Here is a 24,348-nt window from a genome sequence, read left to right on the forward strand (position 1 = left end):
CCCGATGCACGAACGGGTGAGGGCGTGGTTGCCCTCATCTGAATCATCCCATTTACCCGCCAGACCACAGATTCGTGGCGCGGGAGGAGGACTCTTATGAGCCAGTCAGTAGACAACATCAAACCAAGCTATCCGCTGTTCCGTGACGATGATTACAAAGAGTCACTGCGTAACAAGAAAGCCAGCTTCGAAGAAGCACACAGCCAGGAAAAGATCGACGAAACCTTCATGTGGACGACCACTCAGGAGTATCAGGATCTGAACTTCCAGCGTGAAGCCCTGACGGTTAACCCAGCCAAGGCTTGTCAGCCACTGGGTGCAGTATTGTGTGCACTGGGTTTTGAAAAAACCATGCCTTACGTTCACGGTTCCCAGGGTTGCGTAGCGTACTTCCGTACCTACTTCAACCGTCACTTCAAAGAGCCGATTGCTTGTGTATCTGACTCCATGACAGAAGACGCAGCCGTATTTGGTGGTCAGCAAAACATGAAAGATGGTCTGGAAAACTGTAAGGCAACTTACAAGCCAGACATGATTGCGGTATCCACTACTTGTATGGCAGAAGTGATCGGCGACGACCTTAACGCCTTTATCAACAACTCCAAGAAGGAAGGTCATGTTCCTCAGGAGTACCCAACCCCTTACGCGCATACCCCATCATTTGTGGGTTCGCACGTGACTGGCTGGGACAACATGTTTGAAGGTATTGCTCGCTACTTCACCCTGAACTTCATGGAAGACAAGGTGGTTGGCAGCAACGGTAAGCTGAACCTGGTACCAGGCTTTGAAACCTATCTGGGTAACTACCGCGTCATCAAGCGCATGATGAAAGAGATGGATGTCGATTTCACCATGCTGTCTGATCCTGACGAAGTCCTGGATACGCCGGCCGATGGCCAGTTCCGCATGTACGCCGGTGGCACAACACAGGATGAAGTGAAAGATGCGCCAAACGCACTGAACACCATCATGCTGCAGCCTAACCAGCTGGTAAAAACCACCAAGTTCATCAAGGGTACCTGGAAGCATGACGTCCCGGCGCTGAAGATCCCGATGGGTCTGGGTTGGACCGACGAATTCCTGATGAAAGTCAGCGAAATCACCGGCAAGCCAATTGCGGCTGAACTGGAAAAAGAGCGTGGTCGCCTGGTCGACATGATGACCGACTCCCACACCTGGTTGCACGGCAAGAAGTTCGCACTTTGGGGTGATCCAGACTACGTCGAAGGCATGACCAAGTTCCTGTTGGAACTGGGTTGTGAACCGACTCATATTCTGGCTAACAACGGTAACAAGCGTTGGAAGAAAATGATGGATGCCATGCTGGCTACATACCCACAAGGTTCCGACTGTGAAGTTCACATCGGTAAAGATCTGTGGCACATGCGCTCACTGGTATTCACCAACCAGCCAGACTTCATGATTGGTAACAGCTACGGCAAGTTCATCCAGCGTGACACCCTGTACAAGGGCAAAGAGTTCGAAGTTCCACTGATCCGCCTGGGCTTCCCGATCTTTGACCGTCACCACCTGCATCGCCAGACTACCCTGGGTTACGAAGGTGCCATGCAGATGCTGACCACCATCGTCAACGCAGTGCTGGAACGTCTGGATGATGATACTCGTGGCATGCAGACCACTGACTATAACTACGATTTGATTCGCTAAGAATCACACTGGGTGTGGCTGGGCATCGTCAGAGCAACGTTGTAATTGACTGTGATGGCCGCCTCGCCACCCCTAACGTTGTAACCGACGTAGTAATGTCGCTCCCCGGTTCAGGCCGGGGTCTGAAAAGCCGCGAGAAATCTGATTTTTCGTGGCTTTTCTGCATACCCATTTAGTCAGATCCAACTCGATAGAGGGTAGTCTCATGCCAAACGTAATGCTGCGCGAAAATGACAAGGGTGAGCTGACCCTGTATGTACCCAAAAAAGACCAGGAAGACATTGTCGCTTCCATTGAATTTGATACTACCGATACCTGGGGTGGTGAGCTGACCTTGGGTGATGGCTCCAGCTATATCATCGACACCTTGCCCGGTAAGCCGGATTTGCCCCTGACCATTCGGGCAAAACGCGGCGCGGAGGCTTGAGGTGGCCGCGGCGTCTGGGTTGAACGACCACGTTGCGCTGCGGATTGGTATGGCGTCGAGGTTGTTGCCCGATATTGCTCTGGCAGAGTGGATGGAGATTCTGATCCGGGCGGTGGGGTTGCCTTTAACGCCGCAACGGCTCGGGCGTTTACGTCTGAATCGTCTGCGTCAGTCGGGTCGGGGAGCACTGAAATCCGTCAGCGATGAGACCCTGCGCCAGGTCATTGCCCTGCTGCGCGGGCAGGGAGTGGATATGCGCCAGTCGGTGCCAACGCCACAAGCCTACGACGAAGGCGATATGCCAGGTTCTGTGCGTATTGCCTGCGCTTCCAATCGGGGTGATCGGGTGGATGGCCCGTTTGGCACCTGTGAGCGGTTTCTGGTTTATCAGGTATCGGCACAGGAAATCCGCCTGATTGATGTGCGTGAAGTGCCAGATACAAGAACACTGGCTGACCAGTTCGATGGCGACAAACACAGCGCCAGAGCGGATCTGATTCGCGACTGTCACGTTCTCTGCGCACTGACCATTGGCGGTATCGCCAGTGCCAAAGTGGTGAATGCCGGTTTGCACCCGGTCAAGTCAGGGTCGCCACGTGCAGCCACTGCCATGATGGCTGAGTTCCAACGGGTGCTGGATCAAACCCCGCCCCCCTGGTTGTTAAAAATTATGGAAGCGTCCGCACGGGCGACCTGGGCCAGACAGCAGGAGTGTTTATCATGAGTAATCGCCATCAACTGCAAGTTATTTTTGACTATGTCGAACAACAGGGGCTGAGTGAACAAACCCTGCTTGAACTGCGGGAACAGTACAAGGGCATGCACTTTACCTGGTGCTTTGACGATGACATCAACTTCCCGTATCCCTACCTTGAAAGACCGGGGTTTAACGTGTTTCTGGTGGATTCCCGTGATCATTGCTCGACCCTGACCCGCGATGTTGAAGTTGCTTCCGGGGTTGTATTTGCCGAAATCATTGACGACTAGCGGAGACCGCATGAATTCTGATACCGAGAATCTCACTCCGATTGGCGACTGCCGTCGCTGCCGTTACCGTGCCAATCTGTTACTGGCGGGTCGCTGCATCCCCGGTGATGCCTGTATCGCGGTCGACAGCGGGCGGCAAATGGATCGCTTTTTGCGTTTTAACCCGGAACTGGCACGTCATTACCTGGCCGATGCCTTTTGGGAACGCCGCGCCATTGCGGTTCGTTATTCCCCGCTGGAAGATCTCGGCAGACTGGTCACCGATTCTGACGAAGCTGTCCGTCGTGCTGTTGCCTACCGCTTGCCACGAGAGCAGCTACACGCGCTGATGAATGATGAAGATCGCGAAGTACGGATCACTGTGGCGGATCGTCTGCCCCTGGAACAGCTGGAAAAAATGGCCGTCGACCGTGACTATCTGGTGCGGGCCTACGTGGTGCAGCGGCTGCCGGAAGGACGTCTGTTCCGCTTTATGCGGGATGAAGATCGCCAGGTACGCAAAATGGTGGCCAAACGCCTGCCAGAAGAAAGTCTGGTAATGATGGCCCACGACCCGGAACCAGAAGTGCGTCGTATTGTGGCTTCCCGCTTACATGGGCCGGATGTGGTGGTGCTGCTTGATGACCCGGACTGGACGGTACGGCTGGAAGCGGTAGCCAACGCCCCACTGGATACCTTGCACCCGGTACTGCAAGACGAAGACAACGAAGTGCGAGAGGCAGCCGCAGCACGGCTGAAAGCCAGTGTCTGAGTCTGGGCTGCAGTTGTTGCATACCTCGCATAAGGGCTGGCGGGTGGCAGTCGCCAGCAAGGATGGCGTGTCGATCAACCAGCATTTTGGCCATGCACAAACCTTTGTGGTGTATCAGTTGACGGCAGACAATATTGAGTCACTCGAGCAACGCGAGGTGAGTCTGTATTGCCATGGCCACAGCGCAGATCACGCTGCCATGGCCGACATCCTGACCACTATTCAGGACTGTGACGCGGTCCTGGTCGCTCGGGTTGGTGATGGTCCTGCCGACAAACTCCGTGCTATCGGCGTCGAACCTGTTGATGACTACGCTTACCTTGGTATTGAAGAATCGCTGCAAGCCTATCGGGATCTTTGCCTGCAGCAGAATCAGGAGGGTCATCATGGGCATGCTCGCTGATTCAGGCTCGTCTGCCGCCATTGCTGCGGAAGCACTGGTACGAGTCTGGGTGATTAACCACCCGCTGACACCGGAACAGGTGGATTGTGCCACTACTGTGATGCTGAAAGTACTCGATGGCAAATGCAAAATGCCGCGTCACGAAAAAGTCCGCATGACCTGGCTTTATGATGCTGTCAAACATCAGCCAGGGGAGTTACTGGGCAGCGATACTCACCAGCTGATTGTTCGCGCTCGTCATTGTCTGTATCTGGCAAACATGCAGGCGCAGGCATCCGAACTGCCTCGGGAAACCCTCGCCGAGCTGGATCCGGCGCTGACTCTTGAAGTCTACGAGCGGCGCTTGCTGGCAGAAACCCGGCTGTCGCGCCCGGTAATGAAAGAATTCAAAGGCTGGATTCGGCAACAGGGGCTACTGCCTGAAAAACACGCCAGCCAGTCCAATGCATCAGCCGATGCCGCCTGACCCGGAGTCTGATTGACCATGCTGGTACGAGAATTATTTAACGACGCCCCCCTGAGTCCTGATGGTCTGGTCTCACTTGACGTCCAGCGGCTATTACGTGAACCGATCGATATTGCCCGCGACTGGCACCGTGCTGAACGGCTGTTACAACAAGTGGCAGAACATCTGCCAGAACAGTTGGAAGTACAGATCGCGCTCTACAAAATGTACGCCTACGCCAACTGTTTTGAGGCCTCGCGACAACTGATTGAACAGGTGTTGCAACGGGCTGCTCAACAAGCCGGTTTTCAGCCAGACTGGCGTTTGCTGACCCCGGCATCCACTCCGTTTGATACCCTGCTGACCAACGGTATTCATGGCCCGGTACGGTTGTATTTGTACAGCATGAAAGCCCTTGGTTTTGTCTCGCTGAGAGCCGGGAATATTGCCCTGGCAGAACAGGTGTTAGCCAAGCTGTTGGCACTTGATCCCAGTGATGAAGTGGGTGGCAGTGTGGTGTACCAGATGGCCCTCAGTCTGACGGATGATGACAGTTAATGACAAGCCGCCCAATCCCTGTCCCACTGACCCTGGGACATACCGATATTGATGGTGATCACCAAGAGTTTACCGAATGGCTAGTCCGGCTGGAGGCCGCTTCAGGCGCCGAATTTATCCAGCAATTTGGCCAACTGACCGATCACCTGAGCCATCACTTTGAACGTGAAAACACCCTGATGGTGCAATCGAGCTACCCTGCCTGCACTGAACACCGGGGTGAACATAACCGGGTATTGGGCGAAATGATCAATTTCCGTGCCCGTGTCGAAAGTGGCCGTGTCAGCTTTGGTCGCGCCTACGTTCTGGAACAACTACCCGGCTGGTTCGATCTCCACGTAACCACTATGGATGCCGCACTGGTGGAGCACCTGAAACGGAGTCAGGTATGACAAAAAACATTACCCTTGCCGGGTCAAACCCGGAGATAACCAGCAGCCACTATTTACTCCAGCTCGAAGGCAAGCTGCGCGCCATCATCGAGCTGAAACCCACCTCGGAGTCAGACAATTGGTTGTTGTTTGTGCACATGTCGTACGATGGTGATACCGCTGGTACAACCAGTTTTAACCTCTACGGCTACAGTCGTGACGAAGCGGAAACACTGGCCGCCAACCTGAAAGACAATGCTTTTCTGATGAAAGAAATAGACGATTATCTGTGGGGCGAAAGCGACTGATCGGTTCCCCATTCGCCACGTTTTGCTGTTCACACGTGTGACTGTTCAATGGGCGGTGCTGTTTTACAACAGGGGACATCTATTTAATCCTGCACGGCTCTGCGCGAGTGTTGCCGTTGTTCAGGGCAAGGCGACGAATGCAGCGAAATGACGCGTCCTTTTCAAATTCGTCAACACTGCACTGGACGGCGGCAACCCGCGCCCTTCGGGGGCTGCCGGATGATCTCGACTCGGTGTCGCCGACTTTTGACTTGACCCGTCAGGCCTGCAAGTCGGCTTCGTGATTCGAAACCATCCGGTGGCCCAGAGTGAGCACCGGATTAAATAGATGTCCCCAACAGTTTACAACAGTGCTGCCGACTTCACTTGTGCCCAGAGTATCTGGCCAGGTGTCAGCCCCAGGTGCACCACCGAACGGCGAGTCATGCGTGACAGCAGCCGGGTCTCGCCGACTTTGACCCGTACCAGCGCCAGTGCATCGTGGTCGCCATTACTGAGGGCTTCGACAGTACAGGACAAGGCATTCACAATGCTGGTGTCGTCGTGGCGGTTGAGTGACAGACTGACGTCGCGAGCCAGAATACGCACCCGTACGGGCTGGTCGATGGCATTGCCAGTGCGGTTGCTCAGGCTGTCGGGAGCATCTTTCCGGCAGGCCGGATCGCTGATCCAGATTGAACCATCGTCTTCGTCCTGTGGCTGATTGGCAAAGCCGATACGTACCAGTTGCCAGTGGCTGTCGCGTTCGCGAATGTGACCTTGCAACACCACGCTGGCGTCTTCTCCCTGTTGTAGTGGGAAATCGAGCCGGGTGAGGGTGTCGTTCAGGGTGCCGCTGGCGACGACCAGACCATCCTTGAGAGCAACCAGATAATCGGCCAGTCGGGCGACTTCCGCAGGGGAGTGGGTAACGTACACAATCGGCACATCAAGATGGGTTTTCAACCGTTCCAGCCAGGGTAAAATTTCCTGTTTGCGCTGCTCATCCAGCGATGCCAGTGGTTCGTCCATCAATAACAAGCGCGGTTTGCTGAGCAAGGCGCGGGCGATGGCAACCCGCTGGCGCTCGCCACCGGAAAGCTGATGCGGGTAGCGCTTCAGCGTGTGCTGAATACCGAGCAGCTCTGTCACCTGTTCGAGGTCATCCGCTTCAACCGGGCCTCGGGCCCGCTGGATGGCAAACTGAAGGTTACCTGCTGCGGTTAGGTGATCAAACAGGCTGGATTCCTGGAATACATAGGCCAGCGCCCGTTGCCAGGTTGGCACAGAACGGTGCTTGTCTTGCCAGCACTGACCCTGAAACACCAGTTCGCCGCTGGCGCGTTCAAGCCCGGCAATGTAGCGCAGCAGTGTAGTTTTGCCAGAACCTGAGTGTCCAAATAAAACACTGACGCCACGACCGGGCAGAGCGAGATCGACGTCAAGGGTAAAGCCTGGTCGTTGCAGGTAACAGCGTACCAACAGCTCAGGGTGCTCGCCCTGGGGCTGACGACTGGCCGTTGCTAACGTTGTTTTTTTAAGTGGGTTCATGTTCATAGCAGCGGTTTGGCTCCCTGGTTACGTCGAAAACCATACAACAGCAGCAACACTACAAAAGAAAAGACCACCATACCGGCGGCCAGGGTGTGAGCGCGGCCGTAGTCGAGTGCTTCAACATGGTTGTAGATCTGCACCGAAATGACCTGGGTGACGCCGGGGATATTACCGCCAATCATCAGTACCACGCCAAATTCACCAATGGTATGGGCAAACCCCAATACCGCTGCGGTGTAAAAACCGGGGCGAGCCAGCGGCAGTATAACGTGGAAAAAAGTATCCCATGGCCCAGCGCCCAGCGTCGCAGCGGCTTCCCGGGGACGATCACCGAGCGCTTCGAGAGCGTTCTGGATCGGTTGTACCACAAAGGGCAAGGAGTAAAACACCGAGGCCACCACCAGTCCGGCAAAGGTGAACGGCAAGGTTCCGAGCCCAAGGCTCTGGGTCAGCTGGCCAATCAGTCCATGTGGCCCCATGGTGAGCAGCAGATAAAACCCCAATACACTGGGAGGCAACACCAGCGGCAGAGCGACCAGCGCACTCACGGGTCCTCGTAACGGGTGACGGGTATGCGCCAGCCACCAGGCAATCGGGGTGGCCAGCAGCAACAGAATCAGGGTCACCAGCGTTGCCAGTTTGATGGTGAGCCAAACAGCGGTGAGGTCTGCACTGGAAATATCCATTCGAACCGTGCTCTCCGGGCGGGTAACTATGCGAGTAACTGGGAGCCTGTCGGACTCAGGCGCCAGTCTCGCCTGTTTTGGCACGTTTGAGCAAACGCAAACAGTCAATATTGCTGGCCAGGTCGAGGGCGGTGAAGCCATCGAGGGTTTCGGCACGGGTATCGGCTCCCTTGTCGAGCAGCCAGGCGACCCAGGGGGTTTTGCCACTGGAGGCAGCATACATCAGCACGCTGGCGCCATTGTCATTAAGATTATCGAGATCGATCCCCAGGGTCAGCAGCAGCTCGGCAATGGCATAGTCATCGGCAACAACCGCAGCCCAGAGGGCATTGGTACCATCCATATTGCGATGGTTGAGGGCGTTTGTGGCGATGGCGTCCGGCATGGTGGCAAGGTCGGACACCACATCAAATCGGCCCTGACGACTGGCGCGAATCAGTGGCGTGTCGTCGTAACGGCCTGGCTTGTCGAGGCGTTGCGGGTCGAAGCCATGCTCGACCATCCAGCTGATGGTGACGGGCTGCAGCGTAACGGGTTCGAGAGTGACGGGCATGGGGCAACTCCTGTAGGTCCTGGCGGTGCCAGACAACGGTATGGCAAAACTCTTGCTCTGCACAGGGTATTCCAGTGAAAACGCTCAGCGCTCAAACGGTGGGTTCTGGCGCTTGTTATAGCAGGCAAGCCGCTGTTTTCAAGGGAAAACCACATCCGGTGCGGCTAATGGACAAGGTCTGTTATCCGACTGATTCTTCGGTAATTGTCGTCAATACGACACGACAAAGCCGACAACGACAGGAGCTGCGACATGACTCAATTGCAAAAAGGCGACGCCGTCTTTGCCACCGTTACCATCACCAACGATGGCTCTGTCCCCAGTGCCCCGGAAAGCCATGTCTTTGCCGAACCGGGCACCATGGGAATGCTGGTTAATACCGGTCATCTGGAAGAAGATCCTGAGCAGGAAATGTTGCTGGTGTGTTTTCCGGACGATGCGGGGAATCCGATTCATCTGGTGACCTGCTTCCCGGATGAAATCAGCGCCGAGCCACCCACTAGTCATTGAGCGATCCCGTATGCTAATCAGGGAATACCACCAACGCACCCGTCATCTGCCGGATGCTTATGCTGCCGGGCCGGAAAGTATCGACTGGGATGCTCAGCCCGATCCGTTCCGGCGTTACGACGGCGCCCGGCTGACCAGTTTGCCATTGGCGGCCTCGGAGTTGATTCTTGACCCCAGTAGCCGGCGCTGGGAACAGCTGTGGCAACCGCAACCGCAACCAGCGGCTAGCCCGCCCGTGGTCATCCCTGATCTGGCGCAACTGGGCTTGTTACTTGAATTGTCGCTGGCCTTGTCGGCCTGGAAGCAGTTCGGCAGTGCCAAATGGTCGCTGCGGGTAAACCCGTCCAGCGGCAACCTGCACCCGACAGAATGTTATTTGGTGGCTTGTTCGATTGCGGGGTTGGAAGACGGTGTTTATCACTATCGCCCGGATCAGCATGCACTGGAATTGCGTTGCCCGCTGGATGCGGTCACCGGGTCTGCAACGCCGCTGCTGTATCTGGGATTAAGTTCGGTGCACTGGCGCGAAGCCTGGAAATACGGCGAACGTGGCTATCGCTACTGTCAGCTTGATGTCGGTCATGCGCTGGCGGCGGTCAGCTTTGCGGCTTCGACACTGGGCTGGGCGAGTTGCCAGATTCGCCCAGTGGCGCTGCCAGACAGCTCTCTGGCGAGCTTGCTGGGGTTGGATCGCCCGCAGGATCTGCAACAAGCGGATGGCTCGGTGGCAGAAGCGGAACATCCTGATTGTTTGCTGAATTTGCTCGCCAGCGATCAGACTGATACTGCTTCAATGGCTGCGTCACACCGGTGGTTGGAGAAAATACAGGAGCATGTACAACAAGGGGCGTGGTCTGGCCACGCCAATGTGCTCGACAAACGCCATTTTTATCAATGGCCGGTGATCGACGCCGTCGCCAGGGCTGCCAGTACCACTGCCGCCAGCCAGATGCTCGAGCTGCCAATGCCGCCAGCATCCGCAAGCTGGCCGGTGCCGATCTGTGCCAGTGGCCAACGTGCGGCCGAACCGGCGGCGCGGCTGATTCGGCAGCGTCGTTCGGCACAGGCATTTGATCCCGCCGGGGGCATGGCGCTGGCCGATTTTTACACCTTGCTGGATCACTGTCTGCCACGGTCTGACTACAGTCCATGGAACACCTTGCCATTAGTCGCAGGCGTACAGCTGATGCTGTTTGTGCACAAGGTGGAAGGATTACCTTCCGGCCTGTATTGCCTGCAGCGCGACAGTAACGTTCCACTGCCGGATATGCGGGGACAATTACGGGCAGAATTTCAGTGGCAAGAAGTCGATTCGGCACCGTCGCATCTGTCGTTCCATTGCCTGTTAGCTGCCGGGACACGCCGTACGGCAATGCGCCTCAGTTGCCAACAAGCCATCGCTGGAGAAAGCGCTTTCAGCCTCGCCATGATGGCAGACTGCAAAAAACTGGAAATCGAACCCTGGAGCTACCGCCATCTTTACTGGCAAGCCGGTGCTATCGGACAGGTATTATATCTGGAAGCTGAAGCGGCTGGATTACGCGGCACCGGGATTGGTTGTTACTACGATGACATGGTGCATAACCTGTTTGGCCTGCAAAACGACCAGTGGCAAGTGCTGTATCACTTTACCGTGGGATTGCCGGTGATTGATCATCGTATTACCAGCTGGGCAGCGTACAGCAAAACGTAGGGATGGGGCTCTGTTCCCATCCCTGGGCTGGCTACTCGAAGTTCCAGCCAACAGAGATATACGCGGCTGCAGCGTATAGGGTGTTTTCCGGCAGGGTGACAGAATCCAGTGCGTTGGACCATTCCTGAATCTTGTCACGATGACTGTACAGGCCAGTAATCAGCAACATGGTGCTCAGTTGCTGGCTGAACTGATAGCCAACCCCCAGTTTGCCAGTGACATCCAGACCGCCACCGAAGGTGCGTTCAAGTGAGCCATTGTGGCTGCTGTTGAGGATTTTCTCGTAGACCGGTGTGCCAACTTCCAGAGAAAACTGGTAACGCATGCCACTGGATTGTTTCATAAAATAACTGTCGTAGGCGATGCCGATCATGGCGCCAAAATTACTGGCATCCTCAAATACAACGGTTTGGTTGGTTTCCGGGTCGTTGCGGATAAGATCAAAATAATCGGCTTCGTTGGAGATATCATCGAATTGATCGATGTATTGCTGCACCACGTCCATCATCGCCGGGTTGTTGGTAATGTAATCCTTGATCGTGGCGTTGTAGGCGTCGTTGGCGTTGCCGGTGGTCCAGTCAAAACGGGAGAACGCGGTTTTCTGGTAGTGCATCCCGGCTGAGGCGTACCAGCCGTTCTGTAAGTGGTAGGACATCATCATGTCCAGAGTCTGGAAACTCAGTGACGTGGTGTTTTGCTGCACGTAACCGTCTTCGCCTTTCAGTTCCCAGTCTTCTCGATCTTCAAAGCTCAGTAGTGTCGAAGATGAGATGATGGAAAAACCGAGAGTGTCGTTCACTGCCGTATAACCACCGGAGCGCTGCACAAAGTTGACCGTCTCGAAAGTCGACTTCATGTTGACACCGTAGTAGTTATTCAACTTTTCGCTGTAGTTAATGTATTGCATGCCAGCAGCACCAAATACACTGAAGGAACGGTTTTCATATTCTGCCAGGGCCGACATGGAAGCAGTAGCAACCGCAACGGCCATCAGGGTTTGGGAAAGAGACTTCGAACGCTGTGAACTCATGTGTAGCTTCCTGCAGACGGATGTGACCGAACTATACAAAAACCGTCTGGTCGAAAGAAGCATTTGTCTGAAAATTAGTCACCTGGGCTGGGCGTGCGGCATTGGATCAATCGGGTCAAGCAAACGGAATCAGTCAAACGACGAGCGCATCGCTGCCAGCGACTGCTGGTCCGCCTTGAAGCGGACTTTCAGAAAGACACCCTGGGCAGTGTAGTTCGCTGCCGAAAAATCACTGTCGATAAAGCCGGAAAAGTTATAGCCCACACTCAGCCAGACGTTGGTTTTGGGAATCCAGCCTAGCGAGAAACCGGTGCCATGTTCCGACTGGCCAGCTTCATAGCTGTGCAGGCGGCGGCCATGGGCACCAACGTCCCAGCGGTCGGTCAGGTGATGACGCCATTCTCCAGCCATATAGTCGATCGAAGCCGCGTAGTCGTCGCCATCGTATTGACTCAGCACCCGTTTTAATCCGTACTGCCCGGCAAGCTGATTGCGGCTGGTGAACATCCAGTTAGCATGAATGTTGTTAATCAGCTTGCGAGTGCGATCGGGTGTGTGGTTACCGCCATCCGCAGTCTGCAGCCAGCGCGTTTGCCACAAGGCGGCATAGCGAGCCTGTTGCGGGCGCAGTGCCAAGTCAAACATGACATCCAGTTGTTGACTGTAAATGCTGCCTGCCATGGAGCGGAAGAAGTCCAGACTGGCACCGGTAGACAAGGTGTCACTGATCGGGTGGTAAAGCGCGGAGGAAACGACCCATTTGTCGGTTTCTCGGCCGTCTCGGTATTCCAGCCGGTTGTTCCACTGCCAGGGTTGGGTGTTGTAGCTCACCCCGGTACGCAGCGCGTAATAGTCTTCGGTCTGGTCGGCGCTTTCGGCGGGCTGGTTGGCTTCAATGTTACGGGCTTGATCGAATCCCAGACTGGCGGTCCAGCGTTCGTCAATAATAAATTCTTGACTCAGTCCCGACAGCGCCATGAGCTGATAGGCGTCATCCTGTCGAACTTGCTCAACACTCTGCTCAGCAATGGCACCTCTCCATGGGCTGGTACGCACACCCAGGCCAAGGCGTTGCGAGGCTTCACGGGCAAAGCCCGTTTCCATTGTACTGAACACGGAGGTTTTATTGGTCAACTTGTAGTCTGCCGAGAAGATCAGCTGATCCTGAGCTTCACTGCGACGGGTATAGTTGGCCAGTACGGTGGCGTTGGTGGTCAGCCGTTCTTCAAAGAAGGTGCTGGAGATACCCGCCGATAGCTGATCGGCAAACACGGTGTCTGTTTCACTCTCTGCCTGGGCGTTAATGACCCCGAAAGTGAGGCGGTTACTGTCATCAATCGCGCGGGTCCAGTCGCCCTGGCCCTGATAGGTATCGAGGCCGGTAGACAGTTCATGGTGGTGGAAGGCCGTCAGCGACAGCTGATCCCTGTCACCAATAAACCAGGTGCCTTCAATGCCTTCCTTGCGTGAGTCATTTTCGCTGTCTTCGTTGTCATCAATACCATAACGTTCGCCCTGGCGGCGGATATAGGCGCGGGTCTGCAGGTTTTCGCTGCGATGGGTGACATCGAGCAGATAGGCGTTGCCACTGAATTCACCTGCAATGGTTTTTTTGCTGCTTTGGCCAACTTCACCGGTGATTTCGGTGTTACCTAGCTTGAGTGTGGTATCGACAGCGGTCAGTTGGCCTTCATGGTCGGGCTGGTTGACGTTCACTGCGGATACGCCAGCCTTGAGTTGGCGATCAAAAAATTTGACCCCGGCTCGACCACCGGCCACGTAACCCAGTTGTTGATCATCGACTTCGTATTCGGCCACGATATAGCGAGGGTTAAATGCATCATCGGTGGCCCGAATTGCCTGTTTGAAATAAATGGTGCCGTCTTCGTAATCGATGACGTAGTCATAGTCACGCAGCAGAGGTTCGGTACTGATCACCAACTCGCTACGGTAGCGGTCATGGACTTCCAGGGTCAGCGATTCGCTGCTTTTTACCAGGTTTTTGCGGCTCAACCGGTATAGACCTGAGGTGCCATCACCTTGGATTTCGTCACGGATAAAACCGTTGTCGGTTTGTGATACAAACGCTGTCGTTTCGACATTTTCACCTTGGTAGGCGGTTTGCAAGCCGGTCATGCGGCGGCTGTATTGGCCCAGTTCAGTCTGGTCGAGGTCGGTGTCGATATCACCAAACATGGTATAGAAGCGGTTACGTTCCAGGCGTACATAAAGTTTGCGGCCGGAGCTGGCATCGAGCTGTTGGTTGCTGGCGTCGCCGTAGAGGGTGTAGTACTCGTCGGCGTTAATCAGCTGCGAGAAGGCTTCTGCCTGGGGTTTACCACTGTCATAGGCAGCCGTCAGCAGCCATTCGCCCGAGACCCGGCCCTGGCTGTAAAAGGCGACGCGGCCATCGTGGTAAATGTGGTTATCAACACCAGCGGCGTTGAGCCCTGCGGCGTCGCCGGAGGCTGAATTAAAACCAACGGTCATGTCGCCCAGCCCGACCAGAATCCACTCGCGCGGCTCCGGTTTCAGCCAGGCGCGGATTTCTTCGCTCTGGCCGTCGGCGTGGTTAAACACCAGTACGGCTTCACCGGAGCGGTTGGTGGGGGCCAGAGTGATACGAACCACGCCATCCTGACCCACTTGATAGAAGTTCTGTGAGCTTTCATTCAGCGGGCTGGATTCGGTTTCATTCTGTTCGGAATAGAGGGTGTAGGGTGACTCGACGGCGGTGCTGATTTGCAGGTTGGTGTGCAGCGGATAGCCATCGCGGTCGGTCAGGCGTACCGCAATCACCGGTGTGGTAATCCCGTCGGCCACCAGGGTGCTGAGCTCTGGCTCCAGTCTGGCGTTGGCGGACTGTTCTGATAGTTGAACACGGGCATCGATGGTTTCCAGCCGCTCTCCATTTTTGTTCAGGACATCGACCGAGAAACGGTTGGCACCGGTATTAATGCTGATGCCTTTCCAGGTGGTGACCATCAGGTTGCGTGCGCGACTGCGGACAACCCCTTCAAGGTTGAGCATGGAGACTGGCTCGCCATTCAGTTTCAGCTTGATGAGCTGATCTCTGGTATGACGAATGGCGATGTTGACGGCAGAAATAGAGGCGCTGCGATCCAGTTGTGGCCAGACCCATCCGGCTGTTTCCGGTTGGCCGGCAAACCAGTTTTCATCGAATGCCGGCATCTTTTCCTGCGCGGAAAATTCATTTTGGTCTAGCTCAACTGTCTTGCGGTGACGCTTGATTCTCAGTGAGTCGAGACTGGCTTGTATTTTCTCGGATTCAATGTGAGCACCGACGGATTCCAGTTGGACGTTTGCTTCTGCGGCCAGCAGGTTGACTTCAACTCGCCGGTTTTTGGCCCGGCCCTCGGTGGTGGTATTTGTCGCAATCGGGTCGGCTTGGCCACGGCCTTCCGCCTTGATCTGGTCATCGGTCAGCTTCAGCTTGTCTTTAATATAGTCTGCCACGGCATCGGCACGGGCTTCTGACAGGGCCTGGTTATCAGAAAAAATATGACGGCTGCGGGGGGCGATGCGGGTGCGGTCGGTGTGGCCGACCACTTCCAGCTGGATGTTTTTCAGATCCAGCAGACGGTTGACCACGCCATCCAGGGTCATCTGGTCGTTGTCAGACAGCTCGGCAAAGAAGACTTCAAACTTGGGTTGCTCTGGTTGTTCCAGCACTCCCTGCGGTGGTGGAATACGCAGTTTAGCCAGTGTCGTGACTGGGGTGATTTTCAGGTTTTTTTGCTCACCGACTTCAAACAGGGTAACGGCTTTGGTGGTCAGGTCACCGGCTACTGCCTGGTCGGTCACAACGCCGTTAAAGGTGATGAGCTGTTGCCACTGTTCTGGCTTGTCGCCCAGATCGAATACCAGCGTGCCCGTGTAATTTTTTGGGTCTGCACTGGGGTATGAATCGACTTGGCTGCTGCCCGGCACATAGGCAACGCCTGCTGGCAAGGAGATCATGCTGCGAACATTCTGTATCGCCAAGCCCTCACCGTTCAGGGTAAAGGCGTAGGACAGCAACTCGCTGACTGGCGAGTGATACTCTGCCAATGTCGTGCGTTCTGATGCGCTCATTGGCACCAGGGTTTGTAGCAGTTTCTGGCTGACTTCACCTGATGGCGGTATTTTCGGTTTGAGGGTGTAATCAACCCGCCATAGGGAACCTGGCTGTAAATCGACAAATTGGCTGAAATCCCGGCCAGCATGAAAACCGAGGTTGTCACAGGCCTGTAATTCCAGGTCACCAGGCAGGGTGATGGCATCCAGCTGGACGACGTGGCTGCCTGGGCGAACATGTTCAATGTGCCATTCACCGTTTTCGTCGGTGACAACGTAGGTGCCGTCTTCCATAAACAGGCGCACGTCAGCGACGCCAATCTGTTCGGTGGTGTTGTCACAGTCGCCGATATAAACCCGGCCAAACAGGCGCGCATAGTCACGATAAAAATCGTCGTTCACTGTGACGCGAGCCGTTGCCTCATTGGTACTTAAAACGTCGTCGATAAGGTTGACGGTATTCACCAGCGAGCCTTTGGCGTTGGCCGCTACCTGAGTCACGTAGCTGAGGCTGGCGGATGAGTTGGCGGCAACGTCCGGGATGCTGAATCGCAGGGTACGGCCGTTATGGCTGATGTCTGGATCGGCAAGTTTCTCTCCGGCGAAATAGGCCGAGCCTGGCTGGTATTTCAGCCCCACGGGTAATTGATCGGACAGTTGGCCATCGCTCAGGGCAACATCTGCCAGTGTTAAGGTGACGCTGTATTTGATGAAGTCACCAATGGCGGCTGACGTGACATTGGCCGATTTTTTCAACAGTACGCCGGTGTCGAGGCGATCGGCGGGAACGTCGGTAACAAAGAGATGACTGCTCACGGTAAACGCGCCACCACGGGAAATGGCGTTGATAAGAAAGCTACCATCCAGCGCCGCAATGGCAGCATTGCTGGTGGCGGACGGAATCTGGTAATTGGTGGGAGTTTTAAATTCCAGTCGATATTCACCGTTTGGCAAATACGGGAAGCGGAAACTGCCATCCGGAAAGCTGACGTTGGTCGCCATGGTGCCTGCCGCACTAATGCTGGCGGTTGGGCCAGTGGTCAGTGTGGCAGTGTACGGGGTGATGCCATCGTCATCGTACACAGTGGCGGGTAGACCGGTGCTGTTGTCGATGAGAGTAACCTGAATACCGTTCAGTAGTTCGCCGGTGCTGGCGTCGAATACCCGGCTGTAGGGATCAAAGATACCGGTATCCTTGACGGTATCGGTTGCGTCGGCCGAGTCGATATACGACGCGGTAATACCCGAGTTGGTGGATACCGAGAGTTCACAGTTGTAGCTGATGGCCCGGTCGTCTGCGCTCACGGTATTGATCACACCGTAGAAAATGCCGCTGTTGATATCGGATTCACTCAAACGCAGGGTTTCGTAATCGCTACCCTCGTTGTTGGAAAGGGTAACCGTAATCTGGTCAATCCGTACCGGGTTAAGGTTTTTGTCCTGATCTTCCACTCGCACCAGTAAGGGTTCGCCGACCTTGAAACCATATTCCAGCGCACTGATACCGTAATCGCCAGGTAGATTCTGGGTGCTACCTGAGAGATCGGTGAAGTGGTTGTTGGCGGTAAAGTTACCTGTACTATCGGCACATTCTGAAGCGGAAATCGTAACCTGTTCAGAGCCGCTTGCCCCACTGAAGTGAAGTAAATCCAGAGTTGCGCTGGTGGCTGCAGGGGCAAAACTGATACTGCCAGTGGTAAAGGTCGCTGATGCTGATTGGCGCATGGCAGCTTGGCCAACCTGGTAATTGGCACTGGCATGGTTGGTAATTTCAGTATTGGCGGGTGTTACTGCATGGCTCCACCCACTAATACCAATCACCAATAACGCTATTCCCGGGCGCAGGTATAGACGCGTCAGCACCCGGGGCATAACCCCGTGTGCTGAGCGGCCATAACGCATGTTCAACCCAGGAAAGTGAGGCATGCGTTACTGGATGGTGACTTCAAACTTAACCACCGCGATGTCGTCGGCTTCCATCTGCAAACCGGTACCCAGATCAACCGTGACGGTATCAATCGGGCTTGCACCTGAGCTGTCGGTCGCGACTTCACCTTCGTCCGTATCCACTGCTGGCGTCAGAGTGGTCGGCGTGGTTGTTCCGGCGCTGTTATCGGTGAAGTCGAGAGTGAACAGATCGGTGCCGTTAATCGCATCACCAAAGCGCAGGCTCGATACCAGCGTATCCGCAATCACAGCGTTGGTCGCAGTACCTCGGCCGGTATTGGTCAGTGTCAGGGTATAGGTGACGACCGCCCCCGGGATGAACTTCGGATTGGTGGTACCGTTGATTGGGTCTTCAGAAATGGCCTGGGTTTTCACCAGTTCCAGTATCGGGAAGGTCAGTTCGAGGGCATCGGTAGTGGTTTCTTCGTTCTTGGCACTATCGGCGATATCTGCATGAACGATATCGACAGCACCAACGCTGTCTGCGGCCGTTGTTTCGGTGGTGATATCGGTTTGAACGCTGCTGATCAGGGCATTACGACCCGAGACGGTCGTCTCCAGACCAAGGATGTCGGCGTCAGTACCTTCAAAGCCGATATCGGTCGCGGTGACATAGATATAGGTAATATCGTCTGTTGCGTTTGTTGCGCCATCGGCCAATGTGGTGGTGGTCAGCTGGGAAGTGACCAGAGTACCGGTAATCTCGGTATCTGCTCCGGTATCCAGAATCGCATCATCCGACTCATAGTATTTAACTGCGGTCAGGGCGTTGTCTATGGTATCAACTACCGGGTTAGTGGCCGGATCACCACCTGTAACCGCCACCGTGCCAGCGGTTGCCATCTGATCAATAGCAGCCAAAGAGAAGTCCAGTGGTGCGTTACTCAAGTTGGTAATCTTGTACGCCATTACGGTGGTCTCGAGGCCATCGTTGGTGACGGTGTAGGTGGTGGTGGCCAGACGGTCAACTGAGAAGTTGACCTTGACGTCAACAACAAAGCTGGTGGGGTCGCCAGGTGTACCGCCAATAGTGGGGGTGGACTCAACCTGCGGCTGATCGGTAGCACCGACTTTAAAGTCCAGCGTTGCGGTGTTGTTAATCGTGGTACCTGCCGTGGTGCCGACGGCGTAGGCATTGGTTGCCATACCGCTCAGTGCGCCAATAACAGCAGGAACCCAAAGGGCGTTGTGCAGTTTCATGGTAGTTCTCTCCCGGGGTTAGTTAACACGTACTTTGAATTCAACCGTACCCTTTGAAGCCGGGGCTATTGCATCCAGGTTCCAGCGGATATGGGTGATCTCTTCAGGGCGTGCCAGTTGTTGCTTGCCGTCTTTTACAACGAACAATTCGGCAGCGCGGGCAAAGGCTTGCCCGTTGTCTGCGGAATAGGTCACCTTGCTGTTCAGGCCTGTGGCGCTGTTGGCAATGTAGGTGGTTTTTTCAGGAATCGGATTATTGATGGCGACGGAGGTGGCGGCCTCGGTTCCCGTGTTGGCGTATTCAATGCGATAGCCAACGATGTCACCGGGGACAATCTTGTCCAGCGATTGCCATTCTTCGGTTACTGAGCCGTCTTGCTGTTGCTTCAGTACAATTTTGAAGGCTTGGTTAACCAGAGTGACATCGGCCATGGCGGCCAGAGGCGTCAGTATCAAACCGATAACAAATGCGCGAATTATCTTCATAGGAATGCCCTTTGATTACTTGATTTCAGCTTGCAGTTGGACGCGGAAACTGGCACCGGCTGCCTGGGTGCCCAACGTGACAAAAACCGTGCCGTTACTGCCTGTAGCCGAGTCAAACGATCCGGCGTCAGCGTCTGTTGCAGTGTCGGTCAGTGGAGTGCTGGTGCTGGTCAGGGTGTCGATTTGCACAATCGAGTTGGCTTGATAAGTCAGCTCTCCTGGCAGCTCATCGCTGATAACCAGGTTGTCTACGGAGCCGTTGGCAACAGTGGCATCGATCTGATAAGTGATGATTGAGCCAGGCACCATGCTGCTGCCACCGAAAGGATCAACCACACGGAAGACGGTCTTGGTCATATTGACGGTGGCGCTACCGGCGCCGGTGCCGATTTCGAGGGCGCCGGTGGCGGCATCGATGTAGGCGTTGCCAATGACGGCATCGTTGGCACCACCGCTACCAACACCGGCCATCAGGTCGCCAGGGGCTGGACTGGCACCGCCATGGGAGACCACGGTTTCCGAAATGGCGGACAGCTTCAGCTGGCTGATATCCCCTGCCGCTTCGGAACCGGTGTTAGGAATATCAATGAGTATAAAAATGGTTTGATCGTCATCGGCAGTCAGGCCAATGGAGCTGGAGCCGGACGTCAGCAGAGTGTCGGTGCCCGGGGTATAGGTACCGTTGCCATCAGTGTCTTTGTAGAGGCGGACATTGAGGGCGTCAAAATCGTCGGAAGTCAGTTGATCCAAACTGATTTCAAAATCTTCAGCGCCGTTACCTGTGTTGGTTACAACGTACGTCAGAACCTGATCTGTTGCGCCGGCAATTGTCGATACGTTGCCGCTATTCTGGGAAGTGACGTTGACGTTAATCAGTTCCAGAACGTTCAGTTTGACTTCGGCACTCTTGGTCAGGCCAGTGGTACCGCCTGGCAGATCAAAGGTGGCGCTGGCGGTGTTGGTGATTTCGGTACCCGCAGGGGTACCAATCGCCAATGCCGCAGAACTGGCCATGGCGGCCAGTGTGCCGGTGAGCAGTTTGAATGCCCGGTTAAGCGTTGTCATGAGTAAAAAACCTCCGTTACTCTACAAGTACTTGGTATTGAAAGGAAAATGCTGGATTGCTGCTGCCATTGGATTCACTCATCACGCCTTTTGGCGTCAGGCGAATATGCGTGACAGCCGCGTCATATCCTCCTGCATCGGGTTGTGGCACATAGCCAAACGTCGCGCCGTTATCATCAGAAAAATCGACATCGTCGGTGCTGGAGTCGAGCTGCTCGAAGGTAAAGGTCAAGTTGCTAGGGGGGCTGCCATCGACAAAAACAACCGGGCTGCCATTCTGCAAATCACTGACAAACAGCGGCATCAGATCGGTCACCGGGTCGACAATAACGAGGGTGTTTTCATCCACGGTGCCGTCTCCGGCATTGGTGGTGGTCAGGCTGTACAGAATTTCTGCACCGGGGATACGCTTGGGATTGGTGCTGCCGTTGACCGGGTCATAAATCACCAGCGTCGTTTTGGTGATTGACATCTCCGGGCGGCCATAGACCTGAATTACCTTGCTACGGCTGCTGTATACATCACCTTCATACCCTTCGTCGGCCGTCAGGGTGACGACCCAGTTGCCAATACTGCTGGCACCATCCGGTATCTCGATCGCCTGCTCGTAGGTGTTATAGGCACCGCTGGATGAAACAGCCGTTAGTACTCGGTCGGTGACAGGATTCCCGCCACTGTCATTGACCGGGTTACCGGCAGGATCTGTGATGGTCATGCGGGCGCTGGTGATATCGCTATAGCCAAACGGGTCGCTGACGACAGCCCGCAAATACACGATCGAGTTTTCAATCACTCTGGTCATCACAGCACCAGCGGCATAGGCAGAGCTGTAGGGTTCCAGGCTGTTGACATTAATAACGGTATTCGAAGTCAGATTGATCTGGCTGTTATTGCCGGAACTGAACGGATAGACGTACAGATCACGGCAGTTGGTACCGTTACGGCCACCACAGGCTTGCTGGGTGATTTCAACGCTCAGAGTGTCGCCGGAGGACAGCGCCAGAGGGTTGGTCACGGTTAAATCCAGCGAGTATTGGGTCGGGGTGTTTCTGTTGATGCCCAAATTGTTGTCGTAACGGGCGATCTCGGTGCCGTCAGCCAACAAGCGTATGGTCAGGTTATGGTTGCGAGTACCGCCGCCGCCACCACCTGCTTCAGACTGGAGAATAAGTTGAACCGGAATCGTGCCGCTGCTGTAGTCGAGGCTGACATCGGTTTGCAGCGCTGGTGTTAATGTCCAGGAGGCCGATGTGCCGCCGACGGCACCGGCAAGGGTAATGGCTGTGGTGCTGGTGGAGGCAACCCGCGTCAAAGTCAGATCATTCTGCAAATACAGTGGCTTGTTGCTGCCACTGGTAAAAGTGGTCGACACGGTCAGGGTGGCAGATTGCACCTGCAGGTTGTTGCCCTGTGCATCCGTAATGGTGGCTGTGTTGTCGATAGTTTCGCCATCAACCGCCGCCGCACTGATCACGGCTTCAATAACAATGGTCTCTGTTTCTCCGGCGGCAATGGTGATGTTATCGATCACCACGGTACCGGCACCGTAATCACCTGTGGGTGCAGGGACGCTGTTGTTGGTGCTGCCGGCTGGTGCACTGACAAGGGTGTAACTATTGATTTGTGAAGGTAGGTGATCGGTGACAGTTACGCCGGTTGCGCTAATCGTGCCGGTGTTGACGACGCTAATACTGAACCTCAAGGTGTCTCCTGGTGCCAGGTTGCCTGAGTTCACGTCTTCGCCTGTTTTGGCCGAGGTGCTCAAGTCCGGGGCACCTATGGTCATTTCAAGGGGGGTGTCGTTGTTCCAGTAACGGTTATCAAATATTTGCCCGCTCACCGTGGCGGTCAGGCTGATGCTGTCGAGCGTTGTGGCGCTGGTATCAAAAGACAGACTCAGTGGCTGACTGCTGTCATCATCGTTGAGTGCGGCAGCATAGCTGCAAGTCACCAGACTGGTGGTTGCGCTGCAACTCCAGCCCGATCCCGCGCTGCCAGACAGGAGCAGGCCATCACTGAGCGGAATGGTGACAGCGGAACCAGAGGGTGCCAGGCTGGGGCCGTTATTAGTGATGGCCAGGGTGTAGTTGGCATCCGAACCCCGGTAAACGCTGGCCGCCGAGCTGGATGTGATGGTCATGTCGGCGACAGCCTGGTTTGGCACACTGATGATTTCGGCACTGAGCAGCACATAGTCACCACCGGATGAATAGGTAGTGGTGACTGAGGTGTCCCCAGCGCTGATATAGCTGCCAATCTCATAGCTATCGATGTCAACGCCACTGGTGTTGCCAATGACATTGGAATAGGAGTTAAACTGATTGTTGGAAGGGTTACCGCTGTCAATCAGGGTATTGCCATTAAATAGCAGTGTCTCTGAGTAGGTCAGGGTTTGCGAGTTGCCCGAGTCACCCTCCCAGGTTATGTGAGCATGGCGTCCGCCCTTGGCGGCCGGGTTGTCGGCGATCACAAAGTTGGTGGGCGTCAGACTAATGAAGGTATCGCGGAACCCCTGGTAGCCATCAAACAGATTGACCACTCGTAATGGTTCAGACGGATTTTCATAAATAACAACCAGTGCCCAGCCGCCGAACACCAGGCCGGAATTGCAATAGTTTGTCTGGGTATCAATGGTTACACCGCTGACGCTGTAGGAACTGGAGCTATTGCTGACCAGATCGGTGACATTGGCCCGGGCACCGTAGGAGTAGTTGTTGCGGTTATTGAAATAGAAGGTCTCGGTAAACATCTCGTCGGCAGTGACCGTGGTGCCGTTGAAGACCACCAGGTTGTCATTCGATTGGCCGCTGGCAGCCCAGTACAAAAACGCGGCTTCGATGCTTGATCCGGCGGGAAGGGAAATATTGTCCGATGAGGTGTTGAAGGTCTGACATTCGTTGTTCGCATCGCGGAAAGTACCACCACCGAGCTCAAACGACAGATTCCCTGCGTAGCTTTCACGCAACGTCACTTGCTCACTGGCGACTGCCGATACGGTAAACAATAATAAGAATATTCTTAGCAGAAGGTTCTTGATCAGGGAGCTGGTAGCCTGCAATAAACCGTTGCAGAAATACTTAATGATAACCGTTGTGTTGCCAACGATAACCAAAAGAGCCCCTTGCGCCGATTCAGGTCGCCTGTGAAGTTGAGTAAAAAATAGGCGGCGATGGTATGAATGTTAATAATGGGAGTCAATCTATTGACTATATCGAATGGCTTGCGCTCATGGCTTTTAAGTTATTGATATTACAAGTATTCCTACAATCTGGCAGTTTATTGGATTCTAATAATGCATAATTCTAATTTTTTCCTTCACATTGTTGCTGTATTTTTTTAAATTGGCTGACTTTGCTGGTTTTGTGATATATCTCTCAATAATTAACTTTAATTCAGCCGTTATCATGAGGTTTTTATTTTTTTTGTAATTTTTTGTAAAATTTTGTGTTTTTGTTATTGATAAAATGAATATAAAGCATTTTTATTAGTTGATTCTGTTGTTATCCTGCAGTCAGGATTTTTTGATCTGCAAAACAAAAAAAATGTCAATAACTTGACTTATTGATGAATTTTTTTCACAAGCAGGTGCCAGTGTATAGACGGGAAGCCGAGTTGGGCCACTTCTTAAGGCGGTGCTCTGAATAAGAGCA

Annotated in this window: 22 protein-coding genes; 13 read left to right on the forward strand and 9 right to left on the reverse strand. The window is 54.6% G+C overall.

All coding sequences use genetic code 11. The features are described from left to right. Window positions 1-96 precede the first annotated feature (96 nt). From nifK to WG929_RS11220, 11 genes are all read left to right on the forward strand, one after another. On the forward strand, window positions 97-1,668 hold the full coding sequence (gene nifK / locus WG929_RS11170; protein WP_416206077.1) for a nitrogenase molybdenum-iron protein subunit beta: 1,572 nt from the start codon (window positions 97-99) through the stop codon (window positions 1,666-1,668). Between the two features lie 205 nt (window positions 1,669-1,873). After that, entirely contained in the window at window positions 1,874-2,095 is a 222-nt protein-coding gene (gene nifT, locus WG929_RS11175; protein WP_416206078.1) for a putative nitrogen fixation protein NifT, read from the forward strand. A 1-nt stretch (window position 2,096) separates the two neighbouring features. Then, window positions 2,097-2,819 carry a NifB/NifX family molybdenum-iron cluster-binding protein gene (locus tag WG929_RS11180; RefSeq protein ID WP_416206079.1) on the forward strand — a complete coding sequence of 241 codons (723 nt, stop codon included), beginning with the start codon at window positions 2,097-2,099 and terminating at the stop codon, window positions 2,817-2,819. Beyond that, window positions 2,816-3,082 carry a DUF6129 family protein gene (locus tag WG929_RS11185; protein ID WP_369855487.1) on the forward strand — a complete coding sequence of 89 codons (267 nt, stop codon included), beginning with the start codon at window positions 2,816-2,818 and terminating at the stop codon, window positions 3,080-3,082. Before WG929_RS11180 ends, WG929_RS11185 begins: the two co-directional genes overlap by 4 nt. Window positions 3,083-3,092: 10 nt before the next feature. Then, on the forward strand, window positions 3,093-3,833 hold the full coding sequence (locus tag WG929_RS11190; protein ID WP_369855486.1) for a 4Fe4S-binding leucine-rich repeat protein: 741 nt from the start codon (window positions 3,093-3,095) through the stop codon (window positions 3,831-3,833). Continuing rightward, complete coding sequence (locus tag WG929_RS11195; RefSeq protein WP_416206080.1) at window positions 3,826-4,236, forward strand: NifB/NifX family molybdenum-iron cluster-binding protein; 411 nt, start codon at window positions 3,826-3,828, stop codon at window positions 4,234-4,236. The genes WG929_RS11190 and WG929_RS11195 overlap by 8 nt, the downstream gene beginning before the upstream one ends. After that, window positions 4,220-4,702 carry a hypothetical protein gene (locus WG929_RS11200; RefSeq protein ID WP_416206081.1) on the forward strand — a complete coding sequence of 161 codons (483 nt, stop codon included), beginning with the start codon at window positions 4,220-4,222 and terminating at the stop codon, window positions 4,700-4,702. Before WG929_RS11195 ends, WG929_RS11200 begins: the two co-directional genes overlap by 17 nt. 12 nt (window positions 4,703-4,714) lie before the next feature. Continuing rightward, window positions 4,715-5,239, forward strand: a complete 525-nt coding sequence (locus WG929_RS11205; protein ID WP_416206082.1) for a hypothetical protein — start codon at window positions 4,715-4,717, stop codon at window positions 5,237-5,239. Next, window positions 5,239-5,631, forward strand: coding sequence for a hemerythrin domain-containing protein (locus tag WG929_RS11210; protein ID WP_416206083.1), 393 nt, complete (start codon window positions 5,239-5,241; stop codon window positions 5,629-5,631). Before WG929_RS11205 ends, WG929_RS11210 begins: the two co-directional genes overlap by 1 nt. After that, a complete protein-coding gene (locus WG929_RS11215; RefSeq protein WP_369855481.1) occupies window positions 5,628-5,918 on the forward strand; it encodes a hypothetical protein in 291 nt (96 codons plus the stop codon). The genes WG929_RS11210 and WG929_RS11215 overlap by 4 nt, the downstream gene beginning before the upstream one ends. 137 nt (window positions 5,919-6,055) lie before the next feature. Further along, complete coding sequence (locus tag WG929_RS11220) at window positions 6,056-6,202, forward strand: hypothetical protein (protein WP_416206084.1); 147 nt, start codon at window positions 6,056-6,058, stop codon at window positions 6,200-6,202. Window positions 6,203-6,260: 58 nt separating this feature from the next. Here the strand turns inward: WG929_RS11220 and modC are convergent, their stop codons facing one another. From modC to WG929_RS11235, 3 genes are read right to left on the reverse strand one after another with little or no spacing between them, the layout of a single operon-like run. Next, window positions 6,261-7,454 carry a molybdenum ABC transporter ATP-binding protein gene (modC, locus tag WG929_RS11225; protein WP_416206085.1) on the reverse strand — a complete coding sequence of 398 codons (1,194 nt, stop codon included), beginning with the start codon at window positions 7,452-7,454 and terminating at the stop codon, window positions 6,261-6,263. Continuing rightward, on the reverse strand, window positions 7,451-8,137 hold the full coding sequence (gene modB, locus WG929_RS11230) for a molybdate ABC transporter permease subunit (protein ID WP_416206086.1): 687 nt from the start codon (window positions 8,135-8,137) through the stop codon (window positions 7,451-7,453). The genes modC and modB overlap by 4 nt, the downstream gene beginning before the upstream one ends. A gap of 55 nt (window positions 8,138-8,192) precedes the next feature. After that, window positions 8,193-8,690 carry an ankyrin repeat domain-containing protein gene (locus WG929_RS11235; protein ID WP_416206087.1) on the reverse strand — a complete coding sequence of 166 codons (498 nt, stop codon included), beginning with the start codon at window positions 8,688-8,690 and terminating at the stop codon, window positions 8,193-8,195. Window positions 8,691-8,942: 252 nt separating this feature from the next. On the opposite strand from WG929_RS11235, the gene WG929_RS11240 reads away from it, so the two are divergent. Both WG929_RS11240 and WG929_RS11245 read left to right on the forward strand, forming a co-directional pair. Next, entirely contained in the window at window positions 8,943-9,200 is a 258-nt protein-coding gene (locus WG929_RS11240; protein ID WP_369855477.1) for a nitrogen fixation protein NifZ, read from the forward strand. Window positions 9,201-9,210: 10 nt separating this feature from the next. Beyond that, entirely contained in the window at window positions 9,211-10,893 is a 1,683-nt protein-coding gene (locus tag WG929_RS11245; RefSeq protein WP_416206088.1) for a SagB/ThcOx family dehydrogenase, read from the forward strand. A 31-nt stretch (window positions 10,894-10,924) separates the two neighbouring features. Here the strand turns inward: WG929_RS11245 and WG929_RS11250 are convergent, their stop codons facing one another. The 6 genes from WG929_RS11250 to WG929_RS11275 form a co-directional block, all read right to left on the reverse strand. Further along, window positions 10,925-11,923: a hypothetical protein gene (locus WG929_RS11250; RefSeq protein WP_416206089.1), complete on the reverse strand. Its 999-nt coding sequence runs from the start codon at window positions 11,921-11,923 to the stop codon at window positions 10,925-10,927. A gap of 129 nt (window positions 11,924-12,052) precedes the next feature. After that, window positions 12,053-17,863, reverse strand: a complete 5,811-nt coding sequence (locus tag WG929_RS11255; RefSeq protein ID WP_416206090.1) for an OmpA family protein — start codon at window positions 17,861-17,863, stop codon at window positions 12,053-12,055. Between the two features lie 66 nt (window positions 17,864-17,929). Beyond that, complete coding sequence (locus WG929_RS11260; RefSeq protein WP_416206091.1) at window positions 17,930-19,147, reverse strand: hypothetical protein; 1,218 nt, start codon at window positions 19,145-19,147, stop codon at window positions 17,930-17,932. Window positions 19,148-19,165: 18 nt separating this feature from the next. Beyond that, a complete protein-coding gene (locus WG929_RS11265; protein ID WP_369855472.1) occupies window positions 19,166-19,633 on the reverse strand; it encodes a hypothetical protein in 468 nt (155 codons plus the stop codon). A gap of 15 nt (window positions 19,634-19,648) precedes the next feature. Next, complete coding sequence (locus tag WG929_RS11270) at window positions 19,649-20,698, reverse strand: hypothetical protein (RefSeq protein WP_416206092.1); 1,050 nt, start codon at window positions 20,696-20,698, stop codon at window positions 19,649-19,651. A 16-nt stretch (window positions 20,699-20,714) separates the two neighbouring features. Continuing rightward, window positions 20,715-23,702 (reverse strand): hypothetical protein, encoded by a 2,988-nt coding sequence (locus WG929_RS11275; protein ID WP_416206093.1) that lies wholly within the window; start codon window positions 23,700-23,702, stop codon window positions 20,715-20,717. Between the last annotated feature and the right edge of the window lie 646 nt (window positions 23,703-24,348).

This window comes from Oceanobacter antarcticus (assembly GCF_044962685.1).
Classification (GTDB): Bacteria; Pseudomonadota; Gammaproteobacteria; order Pseudomonadales; family Oceanobacteraceae; genus Oceanobacter; species Oceanobacter antarcticus.